This is a genomic window from Gillisia hiemivivida (genome assembly GCF_007997295.1).
Classification (GTDB): domain Bacteria; phylum Bacteroidota; class Bacteroidia; order Flavobacteriales; family Flavobacteriaceae; genus Gillisia; species Gillisia hiemivivida.
This window is the reverse complement of record NZ_VORY01000007.1, coordinates 1-26095: the sequence shown is the minus strand read 5'-3', so window position 1 is coordinate 26095 and position 26095 is coordinate 1. Positions and strand designations below refer to the sequence as shown.

The following is a 26095-nucleotide window of genomic DNA, read 5'->3' as shown; positions in this document are numbered from 1 at the left end:
TTCACTCTTTAACTCCTTCACTCCTTCACTATTTACTCTTTCACTCTGCACTTCTTCTCTCCTCACATTTTCCATATATTTGGATGAGACTTTATAATTAATGCTTTTGAAATCAAAAAAAATATTTATTCTCCTCCCCGATGGCGTTGGCCTGCGGAATTTCGCTTTCAGCTCTTTTGTAGAAATTGGAGAGCAAATGGGCTGGGAAGTGGTTTTCTGGAATCAGACGCCTTTTGATCTTACTGAATTTGGCTATAATGAAATTAAACTTCAAGGAAAACCCAGAGCCTATACGGATCTTTTAAAACGTGCGAAAATCAGTGCGGAACTGGATTATTTTGAAGAAAAATTTAATGATTCAGTTTACCAGACCTACAAATTTCCTTCTTCCAATAGAAGCATAAATTCTAAAATTAAAAATGCAATAGTATCGCAACTCAAAATATCGCATAGAGGAGAGAAAGGAATCCAAAAACTTAGAAAAAAATTAAAAGCATCTGAAAGAAAATCTGATTTCTACCAACATTGCAAAGATGTGTTGGAAAAAGAAAAACCAAATTTTATATTTTGTACCAATCAGCGGCCGGTAAATGCCATCGCTCCTTTAACCGCTGCGCAGGACCTAGGAATTCCAACAAGTACTTTTATTTTTTCCTGGGACAATTTGCCTAAAGCAACCTTGATAGTAGAACCCGATTTCTACTTTGTGTGGAGTGAGTATATGAAGAAGGAATTAATTAATTATTATCCTCAAATAAATTCAGACAGTATTTTCATTACCGGAAGCCCGCAATTTGAACCTCATTTCAACCTAAAATTAAGAAAAACAAAGGAAGATTTTTTTGAAGAAAACAACCTAGATCTCACTAAAGAATATATCTGCTTTAGCGGGGACGACAAAACCACAAGTCCGAATGACCCAGATTATTTAAGGGATGTATCCAAGGCAATTCAAATCTTGAATAAAAATAGAGAAACAAAACTTGGAATTCTTTTCCGGCGCTGTCCGGTAGATTTTTCTGATAGATATGATGAAACTCTTGAGAATTTTAAAGATCTGATTGTTCCAGTGGAACCAATATGGGAACAGATTGGCCGGGATTGGAATTCGGCACTTCCAACCCGGGAAGATATAGGTTTACAGATCAATACAATTTTACACAGTACAGCAGTCATAAACCTTGGATCTTCCATGGTCTTTGACTTTGCAATTTTAGATAAACCATGTATGTATCTCAAATATAATGTTGAGAATAAGCAGAAAGAAAACTGGAGTGTAGAAAAGATTTATGATTTTGTACATTTCAGGTCCATGCCATCAGGTAAAGAAGTAATTTGGTTAAAATCTAAAGAGGAGATTGCCCAAAAACTAAAGGCTGCCTTGGAAGATACAACGGAAGAAGTGGAAAGAGCAAAATTCTGGTTTGACACAATCAACCAATTCCCGGCTGAAAGAGCTTCAGAAAGAATATGGGATAGCATTAATGAAATAGTTGATTCACAGCATTACGAAGCCGGCAAAATTATTTAAAATAAGTTTTTTTATAAACTATGCTCTTTAACTCCATCGCATTTTTAATATTTTTACCGGTTGTATTCATATTGTATTGGGGGTTATTTAAAAGATCATTAAAGCTTCAAAATATTTTCCTTTTAATAGCCAGTTATCTTTTTTATGGCTGGTGGGATTATCGATTTCTGGCCCTGATTATAGCTAGTACTTTGGTAGACTTTTACATTGGTAGATTACTACACCACACGAGGAAGCAAATTCACCGGAAAACACTGTTAAGTCTGAGCCTGATATTTAATCTGGGCCTACTAGGCTTTTTAAAGTATTATAATTTTTTTATTGAGAGTTGGATAAATTCTTGGGCAAATATAGGAATTGAAATGCATATTTCCAGCCTTAATATTATCCTGCCGGTAGGAATTTCTTTTTATACTTTTCAAACCCTAAGTTACACAATTGACGTTTACCGAAGAAAAATAGAACCTACTTCTAATTTTATAAACTTTTCTGTATTTGTAGCCTTTTTTCCACAGTTAGTGGCGGGTCCTATAGAAAGGGCAAAACATCTTCTGCCCCAATTTTCCAAAAAAAGAATCTTTATTGAAGAAAGGGGCATTTCCGGAATTCATTTAATCCTTTGGGGCTTATTTAAAAAAATAGTGATTGCCGACAGCTGTGCTATTTATGTAAATGCAATTTTTAATAATTACCAAAACATGAATTCTGCAACACTGCTTTTAGGTGCAGTTTATTTCGCCTTTCAAATTTATGGAGATTTCTCAGGTTATAGTGATATTGCCATAGGTACGGGTCGACTTTTTGGCTTTGATTTGATGCGGAATTTTAACTTCCCCTATTTTTCAAGAAACATAGCCGAGTTTTGGCGAAGATGGCATATCTCTCTCTCCACCTGGTTTCGGGATTATTTGTATATTCCTTTAGGAGGTTCCCGCGGTTCAAAATGGCAACAGGTTAGAAATGTTTTTATCATCTTTTTGGTTAGCGGATTTTGGCACGGTGCCAACTGGACCTTTGTTATTTGGGGTGGCTTGCATGCCTTATTCTTTATTCCGTTGCTTTTGGGGGAACAAAACAGGAAACATTTAAACCAAGTTGCCGAAAACAAAATATTACCTTCCTTCCTAGAGCTCATGCAAATGCTGTCCACTTTTGGCCTGACCAGTTTTGCCTGGATATTTTTTAGGGCCGACAGTTTAACTGATGCCGCAAATTTCATTAAAAGAATATTTACCGATCTGAGATTTGAACTCCAGTATTTGTCTATTGAGAGGTATAATGTAGAGATGCTGCTGATTATTGGAATATTCGTGCTACTGGAATGGTTTCACCGGAACTTGGAACATCCTTTTATAGGAAGCTATAAATGGGTTAAAATAGTTGCGGCCATTTTAATGTTGCTTACATTAGGGGTTTACTCGGATCAAAAGGAATTTATATATTTTCAGTTCTAATGAAGAATTTTTTCAAAGCTTTTCTGAATATTGTATTTATCACATTACTTCTAATGTTTTTCTTAGATAGGAGTTATACCTACATTTATGAAAATGGGGAACCACGTACAAAATTTCAACAAATATTAAAGTCAAAAAAACATTATGATGTAGCCTTTTTTGGCTCATCTCGAACTGAAAACCATATAAACTGTAAATTAATTACCGAACTCACTGGAAAATCATGTGTTAATTTTGGAATTTCCGGTAGTTCTATAGGGGATATGTTGATTTTAATGAAACTTGCTGAAAACAGAAAACTTACTTTTAATCAGGTTTTCATGCAGATAGATTACAATTATAATAATTATGGTATTACTGATTATCTAACAGCGATTTTAATTCCATTTATTGCAAATCCTGTAGTAAAAAAACAGCTCCATAAATATAATAGTGACAATATTAATCGAAGCATCCCTTTCTATAGATATATGGAATTTGATAAGGTTATTGGCCTTAGAGAGTTATTTGCAACTTTTCTAAAAGTAAAATCAAATATAGATATAGAATCAGGTTTTTCACCAAAACAGGGAGTTGGCATGGATGTGGCTGGAAGTTTTCCGGTAGCAATAAAAAATAATAGCGAGGAATTAGAGCAAATGAAAGAACTTTATAAGAATACCTATACAACGCTTGAATTTTTTACTGCACCTTATTGTAAAGCAATTAAAAACCGGGAATTTGTTGAAAAAGTTCAATTAAAATTACCCGGTTTACATAATTATATAGATATATTTGATGATATAGATGAATATTTTTTTGACTGTGGTCACTTAAATAGAGTTGGCGCAGAGGTTTTTACAAAAATCTTAGCAGAAGATCTGTTACTATAAAATTAGAGAAAAACTATGCATCTAGCCTTTCTCTCCCCCGAATATCCTCACCTAAAAACCAATCCTGCGGCAGGGATTGGCACCAGTATTAAGAATATGATAACTGCCCTGGCAGCCAAAGGGATTAAAGTCTCCATATTTATCTACGGACAGTCAACAAATGAGATTTTTACTGAAGGCGGAATTAAGTTTCATTTGATAAAACAAAGAAAATATAAATTCCTGGGCTGGTACCTGCACCGGAAATTTCTTCAGAATTATCTCAATGATTTTATCATTCAAGATCAAATTGATGCATTAGAAGCTCCTGACTGGACAGGAATTACTGCATTCATGAAATTAAAGTGCCCCATTGCGATTAGGTTTCACGGAAGTGATGCTTATTTCTGTCATCTAGAAAACCGTAAACAAAAGAAAAAAAATTTCTGGTTTGAGAAAAACGCCCTGTCAGGAGCAGATCATCTGCTTTCTGTAAGTGAATTTACTGCGGTAAAAACCGTGGAGCTCTTCAGCTTAAAAAAGAAAATTGAGGTCATTCCCAATTCTGTGGATTTGGCATATTTCTGTCCGCGCAATACCACTTTAGAGCCAGAGACCATTCTCTACTTTGGAAGTATCATAAGAAAAAAAGGGGTGCTGGAATTAGCAGAAATCTTCAATAAGGTCATAAAAACTAAACCCGAAGTCAAACTTATAATTGCTGGGAAGGATGTTAAGGATCACAAAACTGGCAAGTCCACTAAACAATTAATGATGGATCTATTTACTGCAGAGGCCTCAAAGAATACCGTTTGGACTGGCATTTTACCCTATTATAAGATACTGGAACAAATTGCGAAAGCAAACGTGGTAGTCCTCCCCAGCTTTGCCGAAGCCCTTCCCATGACTTGGCTAGAAGCGATGGCTATGGAAAAAGCAATGGTGACCTCAGATATTGGTTGGGCAAAAGAGGTAATGATTGATGGCGAGACAGGGTTTACGGTAGATCCGAAGAATCATCAAGAATATGCAGATCGAATTCTTCAGCTATTAATGGATCCTGCCTTGGCTACGAAAATGGGGACTGCTGCTAGGAAGCGGGTGGTTGCCAAGTTTTCTACGGAGGTTGTTGTAGAGAGGAATATTGAGTTTTATAGAAAAAGGGTTTAGGGTTCAACGTTTGGGGTTCAGGGTTTGTGGTTTGGTTCAAGTTTCCTCGTCACTTCGTCACCCCATCACCCCATCACCCAGTCACCTCGTCACTCCATCACTTCGTTACTTCATCACTTCGAACATTTTTTCATACTTTAGTCCAACTATAAAGAACAATACATGCCCAAGAGAAAAATCTGTGTAGTAGTTACTGCAAGGCCTTCCTACAGCCGAATTAAATCTGCACTTACAGCAATTCAAAATCATCCGGATCTGGAACTACAATTAGTTATTGCAGGTTCAGCCTTATTAGATAGGTATGGTAATGCGGTAGATTTTATTGAGAAAGACGGATTTCCAATTGCTGCGAAAGTATTTATGGTTCTTGAAGGTGAAAACCCGACTACCATGGCCAAAACTACAGGCTTGGGAGTTATGGAACTCACCAATGTATTTTATAACTTAAAACCAGATGCGGTAATAACTATTGCTGATCGGTTTGAAACAATTGCCACTTCTATTGCAGCTGCTTATCAAAATATCCCGCTTGTTCATATTCAAGGCGGAGAAGTAACTGGAAGTATTGACGAAAAAGTTCGCCATGCCAATACCAAATTAGCCGATCTTCATCTTGTAAGTAGTGATGATGCACGGGAACGGGTGATCAAATTAGGAGAAAGCCCAGAGATGGTGATTAATACAGGCTGTCCCTCTATAGATCTGGCAAAAGAAATTCATGAAACTCCAAATTTAGATTTCAATCCGTTGGAAAAATATGGTGGAGTTGGAGCTAATCTCGATTGGAAAAATGGTTATATAGTTGTCATGCAACACCCGGTTACGACTGAATATAAAGAATCGAAAAAACATATACAGGAAACGCTTAAAGCGGTGAAGAATTTAGATTATCCCACTTTTTGGTTTTGGCCTAATGTAGATGCAGGATCTGATGGGACTTCAAATGGAATTAGAGCTTTCCGGGAACTGGAACAACCTAAGAACATTCATTTCTTTAAAAATATGGAACCTCTGGACTTTTTAAAATTACTGAGTAATTCCAAAGCACTCGTAGGTAATTCCAGTGCAGGATTAAGGGAATGTGCTTATTTAGGGCTTCCGGTTGTGAATATTGGAAACCGTCAATTCCGAAGAAGTCGAGCTGAAAATGTTACTGATGTTTCTTATTCTCAAATTGAAATAGAAAAGGCCATAAAAATGGCAATAACTTCAGAAAAATTTGAAAGTTCAACGATCTATGGAAATGGAAATGCAGGAACTAAAATCGCTGAAATTCTTGCAACTACAGAATTGACTTTTAGTAAGACAATAACTTACTAGGATCCTCAGTTTTCTGTTGTCAATTTTAGGGAGACAACGGGAGTAAAACTATCGCATACATGCAATGAGAGTAATTTTTTTAATTATTTACCTTTGCAGCAATTTGAATATTCTAGTATAAAGTATACAAATCGAAAGCCTAGAAAATAAATAGATCTAACAAAGAGACCCTTCGACTCCGCTCAGGGTGACAAAAGATAAAAATGAAAATACTTGGAATAATCCCCGCTAGAGGTGGCAGTAAAGGAATACCTGGAAAGAACATCAAACTTTTAGGAGGAAAACCTTTGTTGCATTACACGATTGAGGTAGCAAAAGCCTCAAAACTGCTTTCCAAAGTGATTCTAAGTTCTGATGATCCTGAAATTATTGAAGTTGCCGAAAAAGCAGGAATCGAAGTCCCATTTATTCGGCCAGAAAATTTAGCTCAAGACGACACTCCTTCTCTAGCTGTGATAAAACATGCTCTAGATTTTTTTAAAAATAAAAATGAAGAATTTGATGCAATTTGTCTTCTACAGGTTACATCCCCTTTTAGAGATGAGAATTTAATAGATAAATCAATCGAAAAATTTAAAAATGAAGATTTAGATTGTTTAATCTCTGTTCGGGAAGTTCCTAATGAATTTAATCCGCATTGGATTTTTGAACCTGATGAGCACAATCAACTTAAAATCTCTACCGGAGACAAGAAAATGATCCCTAGAAGACAAGAACTGCCAAAAGCATTTTTTCGTGATGGTGCTTTATATATCACCCGCTCGGATGTTATATTAAAGCAGAATTCCCTCTATGGAAAATCTATTGGCTACATCGAGTCTAAAAATGACTTTTACGTAAATATAGACACCCCAAAGGATTGGATAGAAGCGGAAAAAATCATTAAAAAAACCAAGGGCTAATGTGTGGAATAGCAGGTATAATTTCTTCCCATCCCAAAGAATCCGATCTAAGAAAAATGCTTAAAAAGCAAGCTCACCGCGGACCAGACCACACGGGAACATTTATAGATAAAGATTTTGCTGCACTAGGTCATAATAGGCTTGCTATTATCGATCTTTCTTCCGATGCCAATCAACCTTTTACTGATACTTTTGAGAGGTATCAACTTACTTTCAATGGAGAAATATATAATTTTAAAGAACTCAGAGAGGAATTAAAAGATTCATATCATTTTAAAACCACTTCAGACACCGAAGTCTTACTTGCAGCTTATATTAAATGGGGAAAGAAATGTCTTGATAGATTTAATGGAATGTTTGCCTTTGCAATTTGGGACACCAAAGAAAAAATTCTTTTTGCTGCCAGAGATCGGTTTGGGGTAAAGCCCTTTTATTATACTAAAGAAAATAAATCCCTATACTTCAGCAGCGAGATCAAGGCCTTAGGATCAGTTTTAAATAGGGTTAAACCTAATGAAAAGGTATGGGCTAATTATTTTACCTATGGCTCTTACGGGATGCCAGATGAAACTTTTTTTAAAGAAGTGAATCAACTTCCCGGAGGGCATCTTTTAACATTTTCGACGGGTCAATTAAGGCTTGAGAAATGGTATAATTTCGAAGAGCGTATTGCTAAGATCAATTCCGATTACAGTTTTGAAGAAGCTAAAGAAATCTACTTAAAGCTCTTAAAGGATAGTATCGCCCTAAGATTTAGAGCCGATGTTCCTCTTGGCTTTAATATAAGCGGGGGTGTTGATAGCTCCTTACTTCTGGCCTTGGTAAATCAATTTGAGGACAAGAAAATGATCAATGCCTATACTTTTTATACCGGAGATGAACGCTACGATGAGCTACCTTGGGTAGAGAAAATGATTGCCACAACAAAAAACCCTCTTAATAAAGTTAAATTCACAGCTAAGGAAGTGGAGAAATCGGCTGAATTAATTGCTGAACTCCAGGATGAACCCTTTGGAGGAATGCCGACTCTTGCCTATTCCAAAATTTTTGAGCAGGCTCAGAAAGATGGTGTAAAAGTTTTATTAGATGGGCAGGGAATGGATGAACAATGGGCAGGCTATGATTACTATCTTCCAGGAGCAGATTCTCAAACAAATATCCAGGGAGTTGGAAAGAAAAGTCCGTTTAGACCTGATGTTTTAACTGAAGAATTGCGTTCTCTAGCTGAAAAACCATCTTATCCTGAACCTTTTGATAATGAGCTTCAGAACAAACAATACCGAGATCTTTTTTATACTAAAATTCCGCGGGCATTAAGATTCAATGACCGTATTTCTATGGCTTACAGCACTGAACTCCGAGAGCCTTTCCTTGATCACCGACTTGTGGAATTCGCGTTCGCTCAACCTGCTGAATTTAAAATTCATAAAGGCGTTCAAAAATTCATGCTTCGCGAAATTTTAAAACCTTTAGTTCCTGAAAATATTTCCTTTGCACCCAAACGTCCGTTGCAAACACCCCAACGAGAGTGGCTTGGAGAAGATCTTAAAGAATGGGTAGAATTTCAATTAAAAAGTCTGAAAAATTCTAAGAATTCGGATTGGTTCGACTTTCAAGAAATTGCAAAAGAATGGAATTCATATCTCGAGGGGAATCAAGACTCGAGTTTTCATATTTGGCAATGGGTGAATGCTGCCTTGGTATTAAACAAACAATAGGTTCATCGGTTGGCGGTTTTCAGTTGGCGGTTGTCTATTGGCGGTTTTCAGGTGTCGGTTTTCGGTTGGCGGTTGGAAGTTATCAGTTGTCTGTTATCGGTTGTCTGTTGTCTGTTGTCTGTTGTCTGTTGTCTGTTGTCTGTTGTCAGATATTGGTTCTGGATTGGATTAGTTTTTCCAATTGTTTTCCACGTACTGAATAAAAGAATATAATTTTCTGTCTTGCCTTCCCTTTGCTTGGTGAGTTTCAGCATCTCAATTATGTGGGTTTTAGACCCTAAAACAAGTTACCATTGATGTTATTTTAAGAATTTGGTAAACACTCCTTTTAGTCGATAAAGATTTATTTAATTTTTATGATTGTTCATTTTTTTGCCTGTCCAAAAAAACGAACCAAAAAAAGGACACTTTTTTGTAGGTGTTTCTACTTATGCTAACGCATAATTAGAACCGTACTTCCACGGCTAAATTTTCTCCAAGGCTTCAAAAATTTTACGCCGTGGAAGCACTACACTTGCAAAAAAGAAGTTCTAAAAAAGATAAATGTGCTCGGAATCATCATCCGTCAATTTCCTACGCTAAATAATTTTTTTATCACGGGTCTCAGAGTGACGCAATCATTAAAAAGAGGTTAATAAAGCTCAAATTTAGGTTGTTTCAGAGAAATTTTATGAACTTCCACCGCATATGTAAATGCTAAATTTTAAATATTTAGATCTTTGTAACTTTTCATTTGGCAAAATTAATCAAGAACCTCGGGGCAAGCTCACGAGGTATGTCCCGATGGTTCGGGAGGAAAATCCTTTTAAAAGTTCGAGGCAAGCCCGCCTGAATGAAATTCTTTTCGGGCAGGCCTCGAGGAACCTGCCCAGCCGGTCAGGCGGGTTAAACCCTCAATGAGGGAAATTTAGCCATTAGCGTTTTTGTTTGCTTTCAGGGATTCAAGATGCCCTTTTGGTTCAAAGTCGTTTGCAATTCCGCTATCAATCCCTTCTTGAATTGCGTTTCTTAGGACAATAACTTTACTTTCCTCTTCCTCCAAAAGCCTTAAGCCTGCGCGTATAACTTCACTAACATTTTTAAATCTACCTTCATTTATTCTGCTATGAACAAATTGATCAAAATAATCTCCAAGTGAAACCGATGTGTTTTTACTCATTTTAAAAATGTTTATTCAAATATACCAAAAATTGGTACAATATGGAATTCAGCAAAGACTTTTCGTTAGCTGTGCAATTCTTTTCAGTTTTATAAAAAATAAGCAAGCTTAAAAAAGATACAGAAATTACCTCCTCCAAAAATGTAAATTTAAACTAGATTATAAAACTTCGACAAGCTCAGTTTGACTTCAAATTATGCAATGCCATACCTGTTCAATTTCTTGTAATAGATATAAAACAAAAAATATTGGGCTTTTTTGGAAGTTCAGAAAACTCAATTGTTTAAAAAAAAAAACTGTAAACTCTTTATTTACCCTTAATGCAATTTGACGATGTCAACCTAAATTAATAATAACACTTTCGTCAGGCAATTTTCCGGAACTAAACTGGAGTGCCGTAAAATGCTAAATACTGTTACTATGTTACGATCGCCATTGGAATTGTTTCATAATATCCCAATGCTATAAATAAATCCAGACCCTGAAATATCCCGACAACTCGGGACAGGGTGACGAGTAACACAACTCCTTCTTCACTCTTTCACTCTTTTACGCTTTCACTCTTTCACTCATTCACTCATTCACTCTAAACCGTATCTATAAAATTCTTTTCTGTACGGTTAAATACTACCAGTCCGAATAAAAATAGGAATATTGAGATCACAAGAGTATATGTAAATCCGAACCAGGTAAAAGTTCCGGAATCTAAGATCATATATCTAAAACCTTCAATTATTTGTGTGAGAGGGTTATATTGAACAATCCAGACATAATCTGGCATTTTGTTTTCCACCTCACTCAAAGGATAAGGAACTGCTGAAAGGTATACCAATAATGAAGTTGCAAAACCTACTAAAACAGTAAGATCTCTATACTTTGTTGTAAAGGCTGAGATTATCATTCCCAAGCCTAATCCAAGCATAGCCATCATTAAAATATAAACAGGAAGCAACAAAAGATTGAAATTCGGACTTATTTCCACTCCGCTCCAGACTACGTAGATATAAGAGACTACTAACACCAATAGTTGGATTCCAAATTTGAATAAGTTGGTAATGACATTAGAAAGTGGCATAATTACTCTCGGAAAATAGACCTTTCCAAAAATACCTGCATTAGCCCGGAAAGTATCTGAGGTTCCTGTTAAACACTGACTAAAATAGTTCCAAGCTGTGATTCCGGTGAGATTAAATAAAAATGGAGGCACATCACCCGTTGGAATGTTCGCAATATTATTAAATACCAAGGTAAATGTTATCGCCGTAAACACAGGTTGAATGAAATACCAAAGAGGGCCTAGTATTGTTTGTTTGTAAACGGTAACAATATTCCGTTTCACAAAAAGGATCAAAAGATCCCTATAACGCCAGATTTCCTGAAAGTTGAGATCGATCAGTTTTCGTTTAGGACTTATTTCGTAAAGCCAGTCGTCGCTCGTTCCTTTCATATTAGTGAAGAGTGAGGAGTGAGGAGTTTTTAGTCAAGGGTGAAGAGTGAAGAGGAAAAAATAAGCTCATAATTCAAACTCCTTTTTTATTTATATAATTTCTAAAACCGAGTAACAATTTTCGAACTTCGGTTATTTTATCAAAAATTTCGTTGTGTTCATCTACATACTTCAATCTAGCTGCAATAAGCATTTGGGTTTCAATTTCGGCAATGGAACCGATCGCCACATTTATAAAGTAAAGCAATTCCTTATCTCCTTTTCGTGAAGAACCTTCTGCTATATTGGATGGAATTGATACGGCAGCTCTTCTTAACTGGTTAGATAAACCATACATCTCATTTGAAGGGAAATTCGCGGTAAGTTTATATACTTCCTCAACCAAATCCATTCCTTTCTTCCAAACATCCAAATCCTTATGATTCATAATAATCTTTATTAAATTAAACTCTTCCTCTTCACCCTTCACTCATTTCATTCGTTGGTGAAGGGTGAGGAATGAGGAGTAAAAAAATTCAAAATACAATCTGTTTTTCATTTATGAAGCCATCACTCCTCACTAAAAACTCTTCACTCTTTCACTCTTTCACTCATTCACTTACTCAAAGTTGCGCATCGCCTTCCTCCATACTTTTTTAAGCTGAGCAATTTTGTTTGGCCCTTCCCCATAGGCATTGTATTTATTATACGAATAACCATAGCCGTAGCCATAACCATAGCCGTAACCATAGCCATAACCATATTTTGCACGATGTTGGAAGTAGTTCAATACGAAGCTTATGTTCTTTACTTCGCCCTTGGAATATTTCTCATTAATAGACTCTAACATTCCTCTTTTGGTATAATCCTGTCTTATCAAGAATAAAGTCGCATCTGCATACTTCACCAAGTTCATAGCATCAGCAACGATCCCAATTGGAGGGGTATCCATTATTATATAATCATATTTTTCCTTAAGCTCAGCCATCATCACCTCCATTTGATCACCCATCAATAATTCAGAAGGATTGGGAGGAATCGGCCCTGCAGTAATCACATCCAAAAACGGAATCTTACTTGGCTGAATTATTTCATCTAAAGTGTTATTCCCAATTATATAATTAACCACTCCAATATCATTATCCAGCTCAAAATCATCAAAGATTTTAGGCTTCCGTAAATCCAGTCCCAATAAAACGGTTTTCTTTTCGCTTAAAGCAAAAACCGTAGCCAAGTTCATAGCACAAAAGGTCTTTCCCTCTCCGGAAACGGAAGAGGTGATCATCACGGTTTTGGAACCAGTAAGGCTTAGTTTTTTATACATGAACTGCAGACTACTTCGAATCCCCCTAAAGCCTTCAGAAATCGCAGATTTAGGTTTTTCAAAAACTACCAAATTAGATTCCACTTTATTCTTCCCTATTAAACCCAAAATAGGAATTGGGGATAATCTCGAAACTTCCTGGGCATTTAGAACATTAGTATTTAGGAAAACAATGAGAAACACAAAAACCAATGGAATAACAGCTCCCACCAATAAAGCCATGACATAATTCAATTGTGTATTTGGACCTATCTGTCCTCCTCCTGTATCTTTTGCACCATCTATGATCATGACATCACTCACATTTGCCGCTTTAATAAGACTTGCCTCGCTGCGTTTCTCTAAGAAGAGATTATAAGTTTTTTCACTAATGCTATACTTTCTTTGGATCTTAAGTAGATCTTGCTCCTCTTGAGGTAATTTTTTGATGGCTGCTTCAGATTGTGCTATCTGTGCATTTATAGATCTTTGTTCCCCTTGTAACAATCCAGTAGAAGAACTGATATTCTCTAATAACACGGTCTTAATCGAATTGATCTGTCTATCAATATCTGCAAAAACAGGGGAGTTTTCTTTTAAAGAATATTGATATTTACTTCGCTCTTGAGATAATTCCAGGATCTTACCAACTCCTGAGGTGATACTTCCCTCGTTAATACCAGCCACAGAAGGGGCAGGAACATTACTATAATCTGTTTTAGTCTGCAGATAACTTTCCAAAGTACTAAAATAAGCTAGCTGCCTGCGGATATCTTCTTTTCTAACATCGAAGCCCGCAAGTTTACTTGAGATCTCAGAGCTTTCCGCAGAAATATCTAAAATGGCATTCTCATTTCTAAAGTCATTTAATTCATCTTCGACATCTTTTAATTCCCTTGATTTCACCGCCAAACTGCTATCAATGAATCTTATAGTTTTAGTAGCAAATAAATTCTTTCGCTCCAGCATATTGTCACTCAGTACCCCAACCGTACCATTCAAATACTCTACGATTCTTGCTTTATTACCTCCAGACATGGATAAATTTAGCATAGAACCATTCATATTATCGGCTCCAATACCCACTCCTCTATATTGGCCTACAGCAGAATCAAAATTCATAAAGCTGATATAAAAAGGAGTCCCAATTTGTAGCGCTTGATTACTCCTATTTACTACACCACTAAAAAAAGGAAGTTGAATGGGTTCCCCAACCTTAAAATCTCTACTAAAATCCTGAGAATTCAGACTCAAAGAGCCCTTTTCTTTTGTCCCGTAATTTTGTGTAGAAATTGAAGCTGGAATATTGGCTTTTATATTGAAAGTGTCTTCAGATTTGAAGCTAATTGTAATAGGTAAATTTACAGCCTGAAACCGGGTTGTATCTACTGCAATTACAAATGGAGTACTACCATAGGCGTCTACTCTTTGATATTCGCCCTCCTTTAAATACTGAATATAGTATTGAAGTTTCTCCACAACCTCTTCATTATGAGTACGTGATTTTAATATTGTGGTAGCGGTACTTACCTTGTCTGAAACTCCGCCCCAGTTGAAAGTAAGACTCGTATTTGTAGTAAAAAATGGATTCTGATCATCTTTTATAGCGATGGAATTACCCAGTTGATATACCGGTAATTTTCGAACATTATTATAATATGCCACCGCCATACTTATAGCGACCGAAATCAAAATTAGTTGCCAATAACTTAAGATCTTAAGGAGAAAGCCTTTAAAGTCGAAAGTGGAACCTACATCGGAAATATGATCATCTTCATTTGCCATAATTATCTTGTGAAAATTAAGATTACAGAAGTAAGTAAAGTTACTACACCTACAATATCCCTGGCAGTTGCTAATCCAGTCGTTCCAAATCCTAATGCTTTTTGGGGCAATGGATCTACTAAGATCAGGTCATTAGGTTGAATATAATAATAAGGACTTTTAGTTGCTGCTATCGAGGTAAGATCTATACTATGAATTTTTTCTCCTCCCGGGTACTGCCTGATAATTTTAATATTGGTTAGATCCCCATATTCAGTAATTCCCCCTGCATTTGCGACAGCTTCCATAATAGTCACCTGTTCCTTATAAACCACCTGACTCCCAGAACCTATTTCCCCGAGCGTAGTATAGCGTATTCCTGCCAGTTTAACTGTTACAAAAATATTTGCTTCATTTTTAAAATACTGATCCAATAATTCTTTTTCTATTCGCTCTCTCACCTCATCTACGGTAAAGCCCATCACATTGATTTCCCCTAAAGAAGGAATTCTAATATTGCCATGTGGATCTACTAAGAAACCATCATAATACAATCGTTCTTCTCCGGTAGCCGCAGCATTTGCATCATTAATAGGATTGAACATTCCAACTAGTTCTTGATCGAGTGCTTTTACCCGAATACTTAAAAGATCATTTATCTGAATTCTATATGGTTTTTGAAGACGCTGAATTTGAATAATACTATCTACCGCCGTTTCATCCTGCTGTAAATAGGTGATCTTTTTTGTAGAAATACATGATGTGAAACTTAAAACAACAATTCCAATAAATACCAATAATTTATAGTTCATAAGCGGAGATCGATGTAAATAAATTCAAAATAGCTAGATATTGGGTATAAGATCAAGCCCTTCAGTCAATAAATATAAGCCATGAAAGCTAAGCTTGAAAAACAAATATAGCGGTTGTAGGCTAATAATAAAACTAATCTTCTTTTAACTCCGTAAATTCTAGCTATTTTTGCAAAAAATTTATTCTGTGAATTACTTATCGGTTGAAAATATAGCCAAATCTTTTGGGGAAGTCGGGCTGTTCTCTAATATTTCCTTCGGAATCAATGAAGGACAAAAAGTGGGTTTTGTAGCAAAAAATGGAAGTGGAAAAACCACCTTATTACATATACTTGCCGGCACAGAAACTCCAGATGATGGAAGAGTTGTATACAGAAAGGGTATCACTTCGGCTTTCCTTGCTCAGGAGCCAGATCTCGATCCGAATCTAACGGTAGAGGAAACTATTTTCGCCTCAGATAATGAAATCATGCGAGTGATTGCTCAATATGAAAAAGCTTTATTAAATCCCGATGATGCAGATGCCTACCAAAAAGCTTTTGAGCTTATGGAAATGCATCAAGCCTGGGATTTTGAAACTCAATATACCCAGATCCTCTTCAAAATGAAATTGGATCAGTTAGATAAAAAAGTTGGCGACCTTTCCGGAGGACAAAAGAAACGTCTTGCTCTAACCGTGATGCTTTTAAGCAAACCAGATTTTATTATTCTGGATGAACCTACCAACCATTTAGATCTGGATATGATAGAATGGCTGGAAGAATTCTTTAAAAAAGAGAATTTTACCATCTTCATGGTTACTCACGACAGGTATTTCCTGGAAAATGTGTGTAATGAAATCGTGGAATTAGAAGATGGAATCCTATATACTTATAAAGGGAATTATTCTTATTACTTAGATAAGAAAGATGCCAGAATAGAACAGGATCAAACCAATACCGATAAAGCAAAACAGCTTTTTAAAAAGGAACTGGATTGGATGCGCAGACAGCCAAAGGCCAGAACCACCAAATCTAAATCTAGAATAGACGATTTTCATGAGATAAAGGATCGTGCTTCCAAAAGAAGAAAAGATCACCAGGTTCAGTTGGAGATCAATATGGAAAGAATGGGAAGCAAGATCGTAGAAATCCATAAAATTTCTAAAAGTTATGAAGGCAAGCAATTGCTAGATAAATTTGAATACAACTTCCAAAAGGGAGAACGTATTGGAATCATCGGGAAAAATGGAACCGGAAAATCTACTTTCTTAAATATTTTAACCGGAGCTATTAAACCAGATTCTGGAAAAGTTATTCTTGGAGAAACCATTAAGTTTGGTTATTACACACAAGGCGGAATCCAAGCCAAACCGGGACAAAAAGTGATCGATGTGATTCGAGAATATGGAGATTATATTCCTCTTCAAAAAGGAAGACAGATCTCGGCACAACAGCTTTTAGAACGTTTCCTTTTTGATCGTAAAAAACAATATGATTTTGTTGAGAAATTAAGTGGTGGTGAAAGAAAGAGATTGTATTTATGTACCGTGCTTATTCAGAATCCAAACTTCTTAATATTGGATGAACCTACAAACGACCTGGATATTGTTACGCTAAACGTTTTAGAGAATTTCTTGTTAGATTTCCCTGGTTGTTTAGTAGTGGTTTCTCATGACAGGTATTTCATGGATAAAATTGTAGATCACCTTTTCGTTTTTAAAGGAAATGCTGAAGTTGAGGATTTCCCAGGAAATTATTCCGATTATCGAGAATATGAGGATAGTCAGGTTGCGGAGTCTAACGGAAAACCCAAAAACACCAACGTAAAAGAGGTTGCTGCCAAGTCTGAACCAAAAGCAGAAAGTGGACTTACTTATAACGAAAAGAAAGAATTCAATAAGCTTGAAAAGGAGATCGCTAATCTTGAAAAGAAGAAAGAAAAGATCCAGCAGCAGTTTTTAGAAATTTCAAATTCAAATGAGATCGCAAAGAAATCTAAAGAACTAAAGGAAGTTGAGGATGAGATAGAAAACAAAACAGAACGCTATTTTGAATTGGGGGCAAAAGAAGCTTAAGGGTGAGGCGTGAAGAGTGAGGTGTGAGGTTTGAGGTTTGGTGTTTGGTGTTTGAGGTTTGGTGTTTTAAATTTTGAAGAAAATGTCAAATAAATTGTCACCTCGAGCGTAGTCGAGAGGTTATTTTTAATAAAAATTATTTAGTATTGTTTGAGGTTTGAGATTTTTAGTTTCAGTGGGAATTATGAAGCGTGATGTGTGAGGGGTGAAGAGTGAAGTGTAAGGAGTGAAGTTTGAGGTTTGAGGTTTGGTGTTTGGTGTTTGGTGTTTTAAATTTTGAAGAAAATGTCAAATAAATTGTCGCCTCGAGCGAAGTCGAGAGGTAATTTTTAGAAACATTATTTGATATTGTTTGAGGTGTGATGTTTCGGGTTTGAGGTTTGAGGTTCTGGGTTTCTGGTTTTGAGTTTTGAGTTTTGAGTTTTGAAAAAAATGTCCCCTACTATGTCACCTTGAGCGTAGTCGAGAGGTTATTTTTAATAAACATTACTTAATAAGGTTTGAGGTTTGAGGTTCTGGGTTTCTGGTTTTGAATTTTGAATTTTGAAAAAAATGTCCCCTATTATGTCACCTCGAGCGTAGTCGAGAGGTCATTTTTAGAAACATTATTTGATATTGTTTGAGGTTTGAGGTTTGAGGTTTGAGGTTTGGCCTAACAGGCAAACATAATATCCGTCATGCTGAACTCGTTTCAGCATCTTACTTAAGTTTAATGTTAGACCCTGAAACTCCCGATGGTTCGGGACAGGGTGACGTCAAATAATATAGAAAAGAGAAGTCATAACAGTTAACATTAATTGCAATTGCACCAAATTTTTGCTTACATAAAATTTCTATTCAGATCTTCCAATCAGCATGGAGTGCATTCCCCATTCGTATATGATCTACTTACCAAATGTTTGTATGTAAAAAAGGACAAACCCGCTTTTCAGAAAATAAGAGCGTTTTGTAATGCTTTAAACCAAGATGAACAAAGCATTAAAGTCACCGATTTTGGTGCCGGGAGTCGCGTGTTTAATTCGGAGAACAGAAAAGTTGGAGCTATTGCAAAAAATGCGGGTATTCCTATAAAAAGAGCGATTCTATTAAATAAACTAGCCTCCTGTTTTCAGTTTGAAACTGGACTGGAATTAGGAACTTCAGTAGGGATCTCTTCTGCAGCAATTGCTATAGATAATCCTATTTTACTAACAACTCTAGAAGGTTGCCCAGAAACTGCTAAAGTAGCTCAGAACTATTTTGATAAATTCAATTTAAAAAACATTTCACTCCAAATAGGTGAGTTCGATATGCTTTTAGATTCCATCTTAGAAAAAGAAAACACTAACAAAGCTTCAGGATTTGATCTGGTATATTTCGATGGAAATCATCAAAAATCACCTACCTTAAAATACTTTAAAAAACTACTTGCCTTAGCTCACAACAATTCAGTATTTATCTTTGATGATATTCACTGGTCTGCAGAAATGGAGGAAGCATGGGAGGAGATCAAAGCTCATCCTTCGGTTCGTGTAACTATAGACAGCTTTTACTGGGGACTGGTATTTTTCAGAAAAGAACAAGAAAAAGAGCATTTTACAATTCGCTTGTAACAAATAACGAAACTGGGCGTCCTATTGAAGCAATAAATTTATTGGAATCATACTATGAGCAAAGTTATTGAGATACGCAGCATTACTCGAGACTTCCCTTTAGGGCAAGAGATCATTAAGGTTTTAAAAGGAATAGATCTGGATATAGAGAGAGGAGAATATGTAGCATTTATGGGGCCTTCTGGTTCTGGAAAGTCTACTTTAATGAATCTTCTAGGCTGTTTAGACACCCCTACTTCTGGTACCTATATTCTTAACGGGAACGATGTAAGCAAAATGAGTGATGATGAGCTTGCGGAAATTCGTAACAAAGAAATTGGCTTTGTATTCCAGACCTTTAATTTATTGCCACGTACAACCGCACTAGAGAATGTTGCCTTGCCAATGGTCTATGCCGGTTTCTCTAAAGCAGAGCGTAAAGTACGTGCAGAGGAAGTTTTAACCAATGTTGGGCTAGCCGATAGAATGGACCATAAACCCAATCAGCTTTCTGGAGGTCAACGTCAGCGTGTGGCAGTAGGAAGAGCTTTGGTAAATAAACCTTCTATTATTCTAGCAGATGAGCCCACAGGAAACCTGGATTCTATTACTTCTCTGGAAATAATGACTTTATTTGATGAAATTCATGCAGCGGGAAATACCGTTATTTTGGTAACTCACGAAGAAGATGTCGCAAAGCATGCCCATAGAATTATAAGACTTAGAGATGGGATTGTGGAAAGTGATGTTAAAAAAGAAATTTCCAATCAAGTAAATTAAGGTTTTTCCATCCTGTCTGTTTAAAATTAGAATGTCGTCCTGAGCCTGTCGAAGGATCTCAATCTAGTACAAGCCTTTTAAAAGAGATCCCTCCTTCCGTCGGAATGACAAAAAATGAAAAATGTCATTCTGAACGAAGAGCAGCGAAGTGAAGAATCTCAATGAAATCAAATTATAATTTAAAGACTTCTCGACTAAGCTCGAAGGGACAATAGTATTGACGGTCAATCTGCACAGAATGCTATCGGGAAGCTCGAAGAGACAAAGGCCTAGAATGTCATCCTGAGCCTGTCGAAGGATCTCAAATACTCCATATGAGATTCCTCTCCAGATAGCAATCGGGATCGGAATGACATTAATTCCGCTTGGCATTTAAAATTCATTTTATTACCTTGTACTAAATTAATCTACAAATGATCGATTTTGACAGGGAAACCTGGATTTATTTATTGATAATTGCAGCTGCTATCACCTATTTCCTTTGGAATAAAGGCAGTGCAACGAAACTCCGCAAGCATAAAAAAAACAGAAAGCTTAGAATGCGTTATCTAGAACGTAAAAAGAATAGCAAGTCTACTAGTGAAGTTCAATAATTAAAAAACTTCAATACTAGAAAGCGCTCTTATCTGCTTTCTCCAATATTTAGTTTATACTCTTTTTCTCTTATCACCTTCTTTGAATGTTTGTATATTTGAATTGTTAAAATAAAATTGACATGAAAATATACACCAAAACCGGAGATAAAGGAACTACTTCTCTCTTTGGAGGAACCAGAGTGCCTAAACACCATATAAGAATAGAGAGTTATGGGAGCGTAGATGAATTGAACTCCCATATTGGACTGGTTAAAGATCAGAAAGTTGGAGACCATACCCGTGAAATTCTCAATAGAGTCCAGGATAGATTATTTACATTAGGAGCAATCTTAGCGACCGATCCAGAAAAAGCAATCCTTAAAAGCGGACAAGAGCGCTTAAACATCCCTACTATTACTGAAGAGGATATCATTCTTCTTGAAAAAGAAATGGATTCCATGAATGAGAATCTTCCAGAAATGACCCATTTCGTACTCCCTGGAGGCCATCCTTCTGTGTCAATATGTCACATTGCTCGTTGCGTCTGCCGTCGGGCAGAACGTATGGCCACTGCACTTCATGAGATAAGCCCCTTCAATGAATTGGTTTTACAATACCTTAACCGACTCTCTGACTATCTATTTGTGCTGGCACGGAAATTGTCCAAAGACTTACATGCAAATGAGGTAAAATGGATTCCTGAAAAGAGGAGTTAAACAAATTGTAAATTATTAAGCTAAAATCTAAATTTTGTATAAAAATTAACATTTTAGACCACGTTCTTAAAATTATTGACGAAATAATAGATTTTTTACTTGCCTATTACAACAAAAAAATTATTTTTGCAAAAAATAAACACCGATAAATCAATGTATTGGACATTAGAATTGGCATCTTATTTAAGTGATGCACCCTGGCCGGCAACAAAAGATGAATTAATTGACTACGCTATTCGAACGGGAGCTCCATTAGAAGTAGTAGAAAACCTTCAATCTATAGAAGATGAAGGGGATTCATATGACTCTATTGAAGAGATCTGGCCCGACTATCCTACAGACGAAGATTACCTTTGGAATGAGGATGAATATTAGAAAAACATAACACGTAAATACTAAAAAGTCTCCTAAAAGAGGCTTTTTTTTTGCGTACATTTGAACCATATTAAACACAAAAAACTATGAGTTTTTTAGATTCTGTATTAAAAGTGTTTGTTGGAGATAAATCCAAGAAAGACGTTAAAGAAATACAACCTATAGTAGAGAAGATCAAAGCTTTGGAGAAAGAGTTTGAATCGCTTTCTATAGATGAACTACGTGAAAAAACGGTAACTTTCCGAAAGAAAATCGCCGATGCTACCGCAGATATTCGCTCTAAAATTGAAGCTTTAAATAGCGAAGCAGATGCTTCTGAAGATATTACCAGAAATGAGGATATCTATGCAGAAGTTGATTCCCTGAAAGATGAAATGTATAATGTCACTGAAGCTGTCCTTAACGACATACTTCCCGAAGCTTTTGCTACGGTAAAAGAAACGGCTAGGCGATTTGTTCATAATCCAAAACTAAAAGTTACCGCCTCTGCTTTTGACAGAGAGATCTCTGCAGAGAAAGACTATGTAGAATTAGAGGGAGATCATGCAATCTGGAGCAACTCTTGGGATGCTGCCGGAAAACCTATTACTTGGGACATGGTACATTACGATGTTCAATTAATTGGTGGTGTAGCAATGCACCAAGGTAAAATTGCAGAGATGCAAACAGGGGAAGGAAAAACGCTTGTAGCAACTCTTCCTATGTACTTAAACGCCTTAAGTGGTAGAGGCGTGCATTTGGTAACTGTGAATGATTATTTGGCAAAAAGGGATAGCGCCTGGATGGCCCCGATTTTTCAGTTCCACGGAATTAGTATTGACTGTATAGATTACCATCGTCCAAATTCTGCTGCAAGACGTAAAGCTTATAATGCAGATATCACTTATGGAACAAATAACGAATTTGGTTTCGATTATTTGAGAGATAATATGTCTCACGCTCCAGATGATCTGGTACAACGCTCACCGAACTTTGCAATTGTAGATGAGGTGGATTCTGTATTAGTAGATGATGCCAGAACACCATTGATCATTTCAGGACCTATTCCAAAAGGAGATATTCACGAATTTGAAGCTTTGAAACCGGCAATCAACCATATAGTAGAGGTTCAAAGAAATCATTTGATCAAGGTATTAGCTGAAGCTAAAAAATTAATAGCTGCTGGTGATACTAAAGAAGGTGGGCTTCAACTTTTAAGAGTTTTTAGAGGTTTGCCTAAAAACAAAGCACTTATAAAATTCCTTAGTGAAGAAGGTATAAAACTTCTTCTTCAGAAAACTGAGAATCAGTACATGGCAGATAATAATCGTGAGATGCCAAAAGTAGATGAGGAACTTTATTTTGTTATTGAAGAAAAAAACAATCAGATAGATCTTACCGATAAAGGGGTAGAATTTTTATCTGGAGAAGACGATCCAGACTTTTTCGTAATGCCAGAAATTGGTATGGAGATCGCTAAGATTGATAATGAAGGGCTTAGTAAGGAAGATGAAGTAGAGAAAAAAGAGGAGCTTTTCCGTGAATACAGCGTAAAAAGTGATCGTATACACACCATGCGCCAGCTTTTAAAGGCTTACACCTTGTTTGAAAAGGACACAGAATATGTGGTAATGGAGAACAAAGTGAAGATCGTAGATGAGCAAACTGGTCGTATCATGGATGGGAGAAGATATAGTGATGGTTTACACCAGGCTATTGAAGCTAAAGAAAATGTAAAAATTGAAGATGCTACACAAACTTTTGCAACAGTAACCCTTCAGAATTTCTTTAGAATGTACCGTAAACTTTCTGGGATGACGGGAACTGCTGTTACCGAAGCTGGAGAATTATGGGAGATCTACAAATTAGATGTGGTGGAAATTCCTACTAACAGACCTATTGTAAGACATGACCGTGAGGATCTGGTTTACAAAACAAAACGAGAGAAATTTAATGCTGTAATAGACGAAGTTACCAAACTTTCTAATGCAGGGAGACCAGTGCTTATAGGAACAACTTCTGTTGAAATTTCGGAATTGTTGAGTAGAATGTTGAAGTTGAGAACCGTTCCTCACAATGTTTTGAATGCAAAATTGCACAAGAAAGAAGCAGATATTGTTGCTGAAGCTGGAAACGCTGGAATAGTAACCATCGCCACCAACATGGCTGGTCGTGGTACCGATATTAAATTGAGCAAAGAAGTTAAAGAAGCAGGTGGTTTGGCCATTATTGGTACAGAGCGTCATGATTCCAGACGTGTAGATAGACAGTTAAGAGGTCGTGCTGGTCGTCAAGGGGATCCGGGAAGCTCTCAGTTCTATGTTTCTTTAGAAGACAACCTGATGCGCTTATTTGGTTCTGAAAGGATCGCGAAGTTAATGGATAGAATGGGCTTGGAAGAAGGTGAAGTAATTCAGCACTCCATGATTTCTAAATCTATTGAGCGGGCGCAGAAAAAAGTTGAAGAAAACAACTTTGGTGTTCGTAAGAGATTGCTTGAGTACGATGATGTTATGAACGCCCAGAGAGAGGTAATCTACAAACGTAGATATCACGCTCTTTTTGGAGATAGATTAAAGGTGGATATCGCCAATATGATCTTTGATACTTCTGAAGTTATTACTGAAAATAACAAAGCCGCATCAGATTATAAGAATTTTGAATTCGAACTTATTCGTTATTTCTCTATGAGTTCTCCTGTTTCTGAAGCTGACTTCGGAAAAATGGATGTTCAGAAGATAGCCGGAGTTGTTTATAAAGCAGCATTCGAGCATTATCATAATAAAATGGATCGCACAGCTGTTTTAGCTTTCCCAATTATTAAAAATGTTTACGAAGATCCAGCTAATAACTTTGAGCGTATCGCAGTTCCTTTTACAGATGGAGTAAAAAGTTTACAGGTTGTTACCAATCTTGAAAAAGCTTACGAATCTGAAGGAAAACAACTTACCAAAGATTTTGAAAAGAACATTACACTTGCAATTATAGATGAATCCTGGAAAACGCACTTGCGTAAGATGGATGAATTGAAGCAGAGTGTGCAATTAGCCGTTCACGAACAAAAAGATCCTTTATTGATCTATAAGTTTGAAGCTTTTGAGTTGTTTAAAGCGATGATAGAGCAAGTTAATAAAGATGTAATCTCCTTCTTGTTTAAAGGAGAAATTCCGGAAGGAAATACTTCTAATATCCAGGAAGCGCGTCAGCCAAGACGCAGCGATAAAATGGAAACCACTAAGGAAGAAATTCCAAATTTAGATGAACGTTCAGCACAAAGCAGAGCTGCAGGGCAAACACAATCTCGTCCTCAGGTAACCGAAACCATAGTTCGGGATCAGCCAAAGATCAACAGAAACGATAAGGTTACAGTTAAAAATGTGATGAGTGGAGAAAATAAGACTATGAAATATAAGCAAGCGATCCCTCTTTTAGATAAAGGAGATTGGGTAATTACCGATCATGAAAGCTAGAATAAAATATTTTATTTAAACACCAAACCCGGCAATTTGCCGGGTTTGGTGTTTGTGCTAGGAACCATCATGCTTCAATTTCCTAGGCTAGATGATTTTTTTATCACTGGTCTCAATATAACTTAATTAAGTAATATTTCACATCGAGCGGAGTCGAGATGCTTCGAAAAACTAAGGTTTTTAGACATTTTTAATATTGTCATTCTGAACGCAATGAAATGAAGTGAAGAATCTCTGTGAATTAAAGAGATTCCTCCTTCGTCGGAATGACATTTTTTCAACGTTGTCACATTTCCCGAGGGATCTGGATGTCGATATATAATTGCACAATTCAAGCCGTTAAAAACTTCGACAGGCTCAGTTTGACATTTTATGTTACACAGAAGATTATATTGAATTGTCACATTTCCCGAGGAATCGGGATGTCGAAATGTGATTGAATGGTAATATTGATACTTCGAAAAACTAAGGTTTTAGACATTTGCAAAATTGTCATTCTGAACGCAATGAAATGAAGTGAAGAATCTCTGTGAATTAAAGAGATTCCTCCTTCGTCGGAATGACATTTTTTAAAGTTATCGCATATCCAGTGGGATCGGGATGTCGATATATAATTGCACAATTCAAGCCGTTAAAAACTTCGACAGGCTCAGTTTGACATTTTATGTTACACAGAAGATTATATTGAATTGTCACATTGAGCTTGTCGAAATGTGATTGAATGGTAATATTGATACTTCGAAAAACTAAGGTTTTAGACATTTGCAAAATTGTCATTCAGAACACAATGAAATGAAGTGAAGAATCTCTGTAAATTAAGTAGATTCCTCCTTCGTCGGAATGACATTTTTTTAAAGTTGTCGCATTTCCAGTGGGATCGGGATGTCGAAATGTGATTGAATGGTAATATTGATACTTCGAAAAACTAAGGTTTTAGAAATTTTCAATATTGTCATTCTGAACGCAATGAAATGAAGTGAAGAATCTCTGTAAATTAAAGAGATTCCTCCTTCGTCGGAATGACATTTTTTCAACGTTGTCACATTTCCCGAGGAATCGGGATGTCGAAATGTGATTGAATGGTAATATTGATACTTCGAAAAACTAAGGTTTTAGACATTTGCAAAATTGTCATTCTGAACGCAATGAAATGAAGTGAAGAA

19 protein-coding genes are annotated in these 26095 nt (G+C 36.4%); 14 read left to right on the top strand and 5 right to left on the bottom strand.

What is annotated here, in order from left to right:
- Window positions 1-106: 106 nt before the first annotated feature.
- The 7 genes from ES724_RS08075 (at window position 107) to asnB (ending at window position 8946) form a co-directional block, all read left to right on the top strand.
- Window positions 107-1531 (top strand): CDP-glycerol glycerophosphotransferase family protein, encoded by a 1425-nt coding sequence (locus tag ES724_RS08075; protein ID WP_146931926.1) that lies wholly within the window; start codon window positions 107-109, stop codon window positions 1529-1531.
- A 362-nt stretch (window positions 1532-1893) separates the two neighbouring features.
- Entirely contained in the window at window positions 1894-2985 is a 1092-nt protein-coding gene (locus tag ES724_RS08070; protein WP_394345070.1) for an MBOAT family O-acyltransferase, read from the top strand.
- 53 nt (window positions 2986-3038) lie between these two features.
- Window positions 3039-3857: a hypothetical protein gene (locus ES724_RS08065; protein WP_146931922.1), complete on the top strand. Its 819-nt coding sequence runs from the start codon at window positions 3039-3041 to the stop codon at window positions 3855-3857.
- Window positions 3858-3872: 15 nt separating this feature from the next.
- Complete coding sequence (locus ES724_RS08060) at window positions 3873-5006, top strand: glycosyltransferase family 4 protein (protein WP_146931920.1); 1134 nt, start codon at window positions 3873-3875, stop codon at window positions 5004-5006.
- Between the two features lie 162 nt (window positions 5007-5168).
- Window positions 5169-6326 carry a UDP-N-acetylglucosamine 2-epimerase gene (gene neuC, locus ES724_RS08055; protein ID WP_146931918.1) on the top strand — a complete coding sequence of 386 codons (1158 nt, stop codon included), beginning with the start codon at window positions 5169-5171 and terminating at the stop codon, window positions 6324-6326.
- Between the two features lie 203 nt (window positions 6327-6529).
- Window positions 6530-7228 (top strand): acylneuraminate cytidylyltransferase family protein, encoded by a 699-nt coding sequence (locus tag ES724_RS08050; RefSeq protein WP_146931916.1) that lies wholly within the window; start codon window positions 6530-6532, stop codon window positions 7226-7228.
- The gene (asnB, locus tag ES724_RS08045) at window positions 7228-8946 is read left to right on the top strand and encodes an asparagine synthase (glutamine-hydrolyzing) (RefSeq protein ID WP_146931914.1); all 1719 of its coding nucleotides are present in this window, start codon (window positions 7228-7230) and stop codon (window positions 8944-8946) included. The genes ES724_RS08050 and asnB overlap by 1 nt, the downstream gene beginning before the upstream one ends.
- A 907-nt stretch (window positions 8947-9853) precedes the next feature.
- Here asnB and ES724_RS08030 read toward each other — a convergent pair.
- The 5 genes from ES724_RS08030 to ES724_RS08010 form a co-directional block, all read right to left on the bottom strand.
- Window positions 9854-10105 (bottom strand): type II toxin-antitoxin system ParD family antitoxin, encoded by a 252-nt coding sequence (locus ES724_RS08030; protein WP_146931910.1) that lies wholly within the window; start codon window positions 10103-10105, stop codon window positions 9854-9856.
- Between the two features lie 586 nt (window positions 10106-10691).
- The gene (locus ES724_RS08025) at window positions 10692-11552 is read right to left on the bottom strand and encodes an ABC transporter permease (protein ID WP_026839490.1); all 861 of its coding nucleotides are present in this window, start codon (window positions 11550-11552) and stop codon (window positions 10692-10694) included.
- Between the two features lie 73 nt (window positions 11553-11625).
- On the bottom strand, window positions 11626-11979 hold the full coding sequence (locus ES724_RS08020; RefSeq protein WP_146931909.1) for a four helix bundle protein: 354 nt from the start codon (window positions 11977-11979) through the stop codon (window positions 11626-11628).
- Between the two features lie 171 nt (window positions 11980-12150).
- Entirely contained in the window at window positions 12151-14619 is a 2469-nt protein-coding gene (locus tag ES724_RS08015) for an exopolysaccharide transport family protein (RefSeq protein WP_146931907.1), read from the bottom strand.
- Window positions 14620-14621: 2 nt separating this feature from the next.
- Complete coding sequence (locus tag ES724_RS08010) at window positions 14622-15410, bottom strand: polysaccharide biosynthesis/export family protein (protein WP_146931905.1); 789 nt, start codon at window positions 15408-15410, stop codon at window positions 14622-14624.
- 187 nt (window positions 15411-15597) lie between these two features.
- Between ES724_RS08010 and ES724_RS08005 the strand changes: the two genes are divergently transcribed.
- The 7 genes from ES724_RS08005 (at window position 15598) to secA (ending at window position 24932) form a co-directional block, all read left to right on the top strand.
- Window positions 15598-17466 (top strand): ABC-F family ATP-binding cassette domain-containing protein, encoded by a 1869-nt coding sequence (locus ES724_RS08005; RefSeq protein ID WP_146932112.1) that lies wholly within the window; start codon window positions 15598-15600, stop codon window positions 17464-17466.
- A gap of 860 nt (window positions 17467-18326) precedes the next feature.
- Window positions 18327-19058, top strand: coding sequence for an O-methyltransferase (locus ES724_RS08000; RefSeq protein ID WP_317129754.1), 732 nt, complete (start codon window positions 18327-18329; stop codon window positions 19056-19058).
- A gap of 54 nt (window positions 19059-19112) precedes the next feature.
- Window positions 19113-19817, top strand: a complete 705-nt coding sequence (locus ES724_RS07995; protein ID WP_146931901.1) for an ABC transporter ATP-binding protein — start codon at window positions 19113-19115, stop codon at window positions 19815-19817.
- A 413-nt stretch (window positions 19818-20230) separates the two neighbouring features.
- Complete coding sequence (locus tag ES724_RS07990) at window positions 20231-20410, top strand: hypothetical protein (protein ID WP_146931900.1); 180 nt, start codon at window positions 20231-20233, stop codon at window positions 20408-20410.
- Between the two features lie 122 nt (window positions 20411-20532).
- The gene (locus tag ES724_RS07985) at window positions 20533-21108 is read left to right on the top strand and encodes a cob(I)yrinic acid a,c-diamide adenosyltransferase (protein WP_146931898.1); all 576 of its coding nucleotides are present in this window, start codon (window positions 20533-20535) and stop codon (window positions 21106-21108) included.
- A 153-nt stretch (window positions 21109-21261) separates the two neighbouring features.
- Window positions 21262-21483, top strand: a complete 222-nt coding sequence (locus tag ES724_RS07980) for a DUF2795 domain-containing protein (RefSeq protein ID WP_006989959.1) — start codon at window positions 21262-21264, stop codon at window positions 21481-21483.
- Between the two features lie 86 nt (window positions 21484-21569).
- The gene (gene secA / locus ES724_RS07975) at window positions 21570-24932 is read left to right on the top strand and encodes a preprotein translocase subunit SecA (protein ID WP_146931896.1); all 3363 of its coding nucleotides are present in this window, start codon (window positions 21570-21572) and stop codon (window positions 24930-24932) included.
- Window positions 24933-26095: the final 1163 nt, after the last annotated feature.

Bases quoted from the DNA above. Each gene is read 5' to 3' on its own strand.
- ES724_RS07990 (WP_146931900.1), top strand. From the start codon at position 20,231: ATGATCGATTTTGACAGGGAAACCTGGATTTATTTATTGATAATTGCA.
- ES724_RS08015 (WP_146931907.1), bottom strand. From the start codon at position 14,619: ATGGCAAATGAAGATGATCATATTTCCGATGTAGGTTCCACTTTCGAC.
- ES724_RS07985 (WP_146931898.1), top strand. From the start codon at position 20,533: ATGAAAATATACACCAAAACCGGAGATAAAGGAACTACTTCTCTCTTT.
- ES724_RS08030 (WP_146931910.1), bottom strand. From the start codon at position 10,105: ATGAGTAAAAACACATCGGTTTCACTTGGAGATTATTTTGATCAATTT.
- ES724_RS08010 (WP_146931905.1), bottom strand. From the start codon at position 15,410: ATGAACTATAAATTATTGGTATTTATTGGAATTGTTGTTTTAAGTTTC.
- ES724_RS08065 (WP_146931922.1), top strand. From the start codon at position 3,039: ATGTTTTTCTTAGATAGGAGTTATACCTACATTTATGAAAATGGGGAA.
- asnB (WP_146931914.1), top strand. From the start codon at position 7,228: ATGTGTGGAATAGCAGGTATAATTTCTTCCCATCCCAAAGAATCCGAT.
- neuC (WP_146931918.1), top strand. From the start codon at position 5,169: ATGCCCAAGAGAAAAATCTGTGTAGTAGTTACTGCAAGGCCTTCCTAC.
- ES724_RS07980 (WP_006989959.1), top strand. From the start codon at position 21,262: ATGTATTGGACATTAGAATTGGCATCTTATTTAAGTGATGCACCCTGG.
- ES724_RS08060 (WP_146931920.1), top strand. From the start codon at position 3,873: ATGCATCTAGCCTTTCTCTCCCCCGAATATCCTCACCTAAAAACCAAT.
- ES724_RS08050 (WP_146931916.1), top strand. From the start codon at position 6,530: ATGAAAATACTTGGAATAATCCCCGCTAGAGGTGGCAGTAAAGGAATA.
- secA (WP_146931896.1), top strand. From the start codon at position 21,570: ATGAGTTTTTTAGATTCTGTATTAAAAGTGTTTGTTGGAGATAAATCC.
- ES724_RS08020 (WP_146931909.1), bottom strand. From the start codon at position 11,979: ATGAATCATAAGGATTTGGATGTTTGGAAGAAAGGAATGGATTTGGTT.
- ES724_RS08070 (WP_394345070.1), top strand. From the start codon at position 1,894: ATGCATATTTCCAGCCTTAATATTATCCTGCCGGTAGGAATTTCTTTT.
- ES724_RS07995 (WP_146931901.1), top strand. From the start codon at position 19,113: ATGAGCAAAGTTATTGAGATACGCAGCATTACTCGAGACTTCCCTTTA.
- ES724_RS08025 (WP_026839490.1), bottom strand. From the start codon at position 11,552: ATGAAAGGAACGAGCGACGACTGGCTTTACGAAATAAGTCCTAAACGA.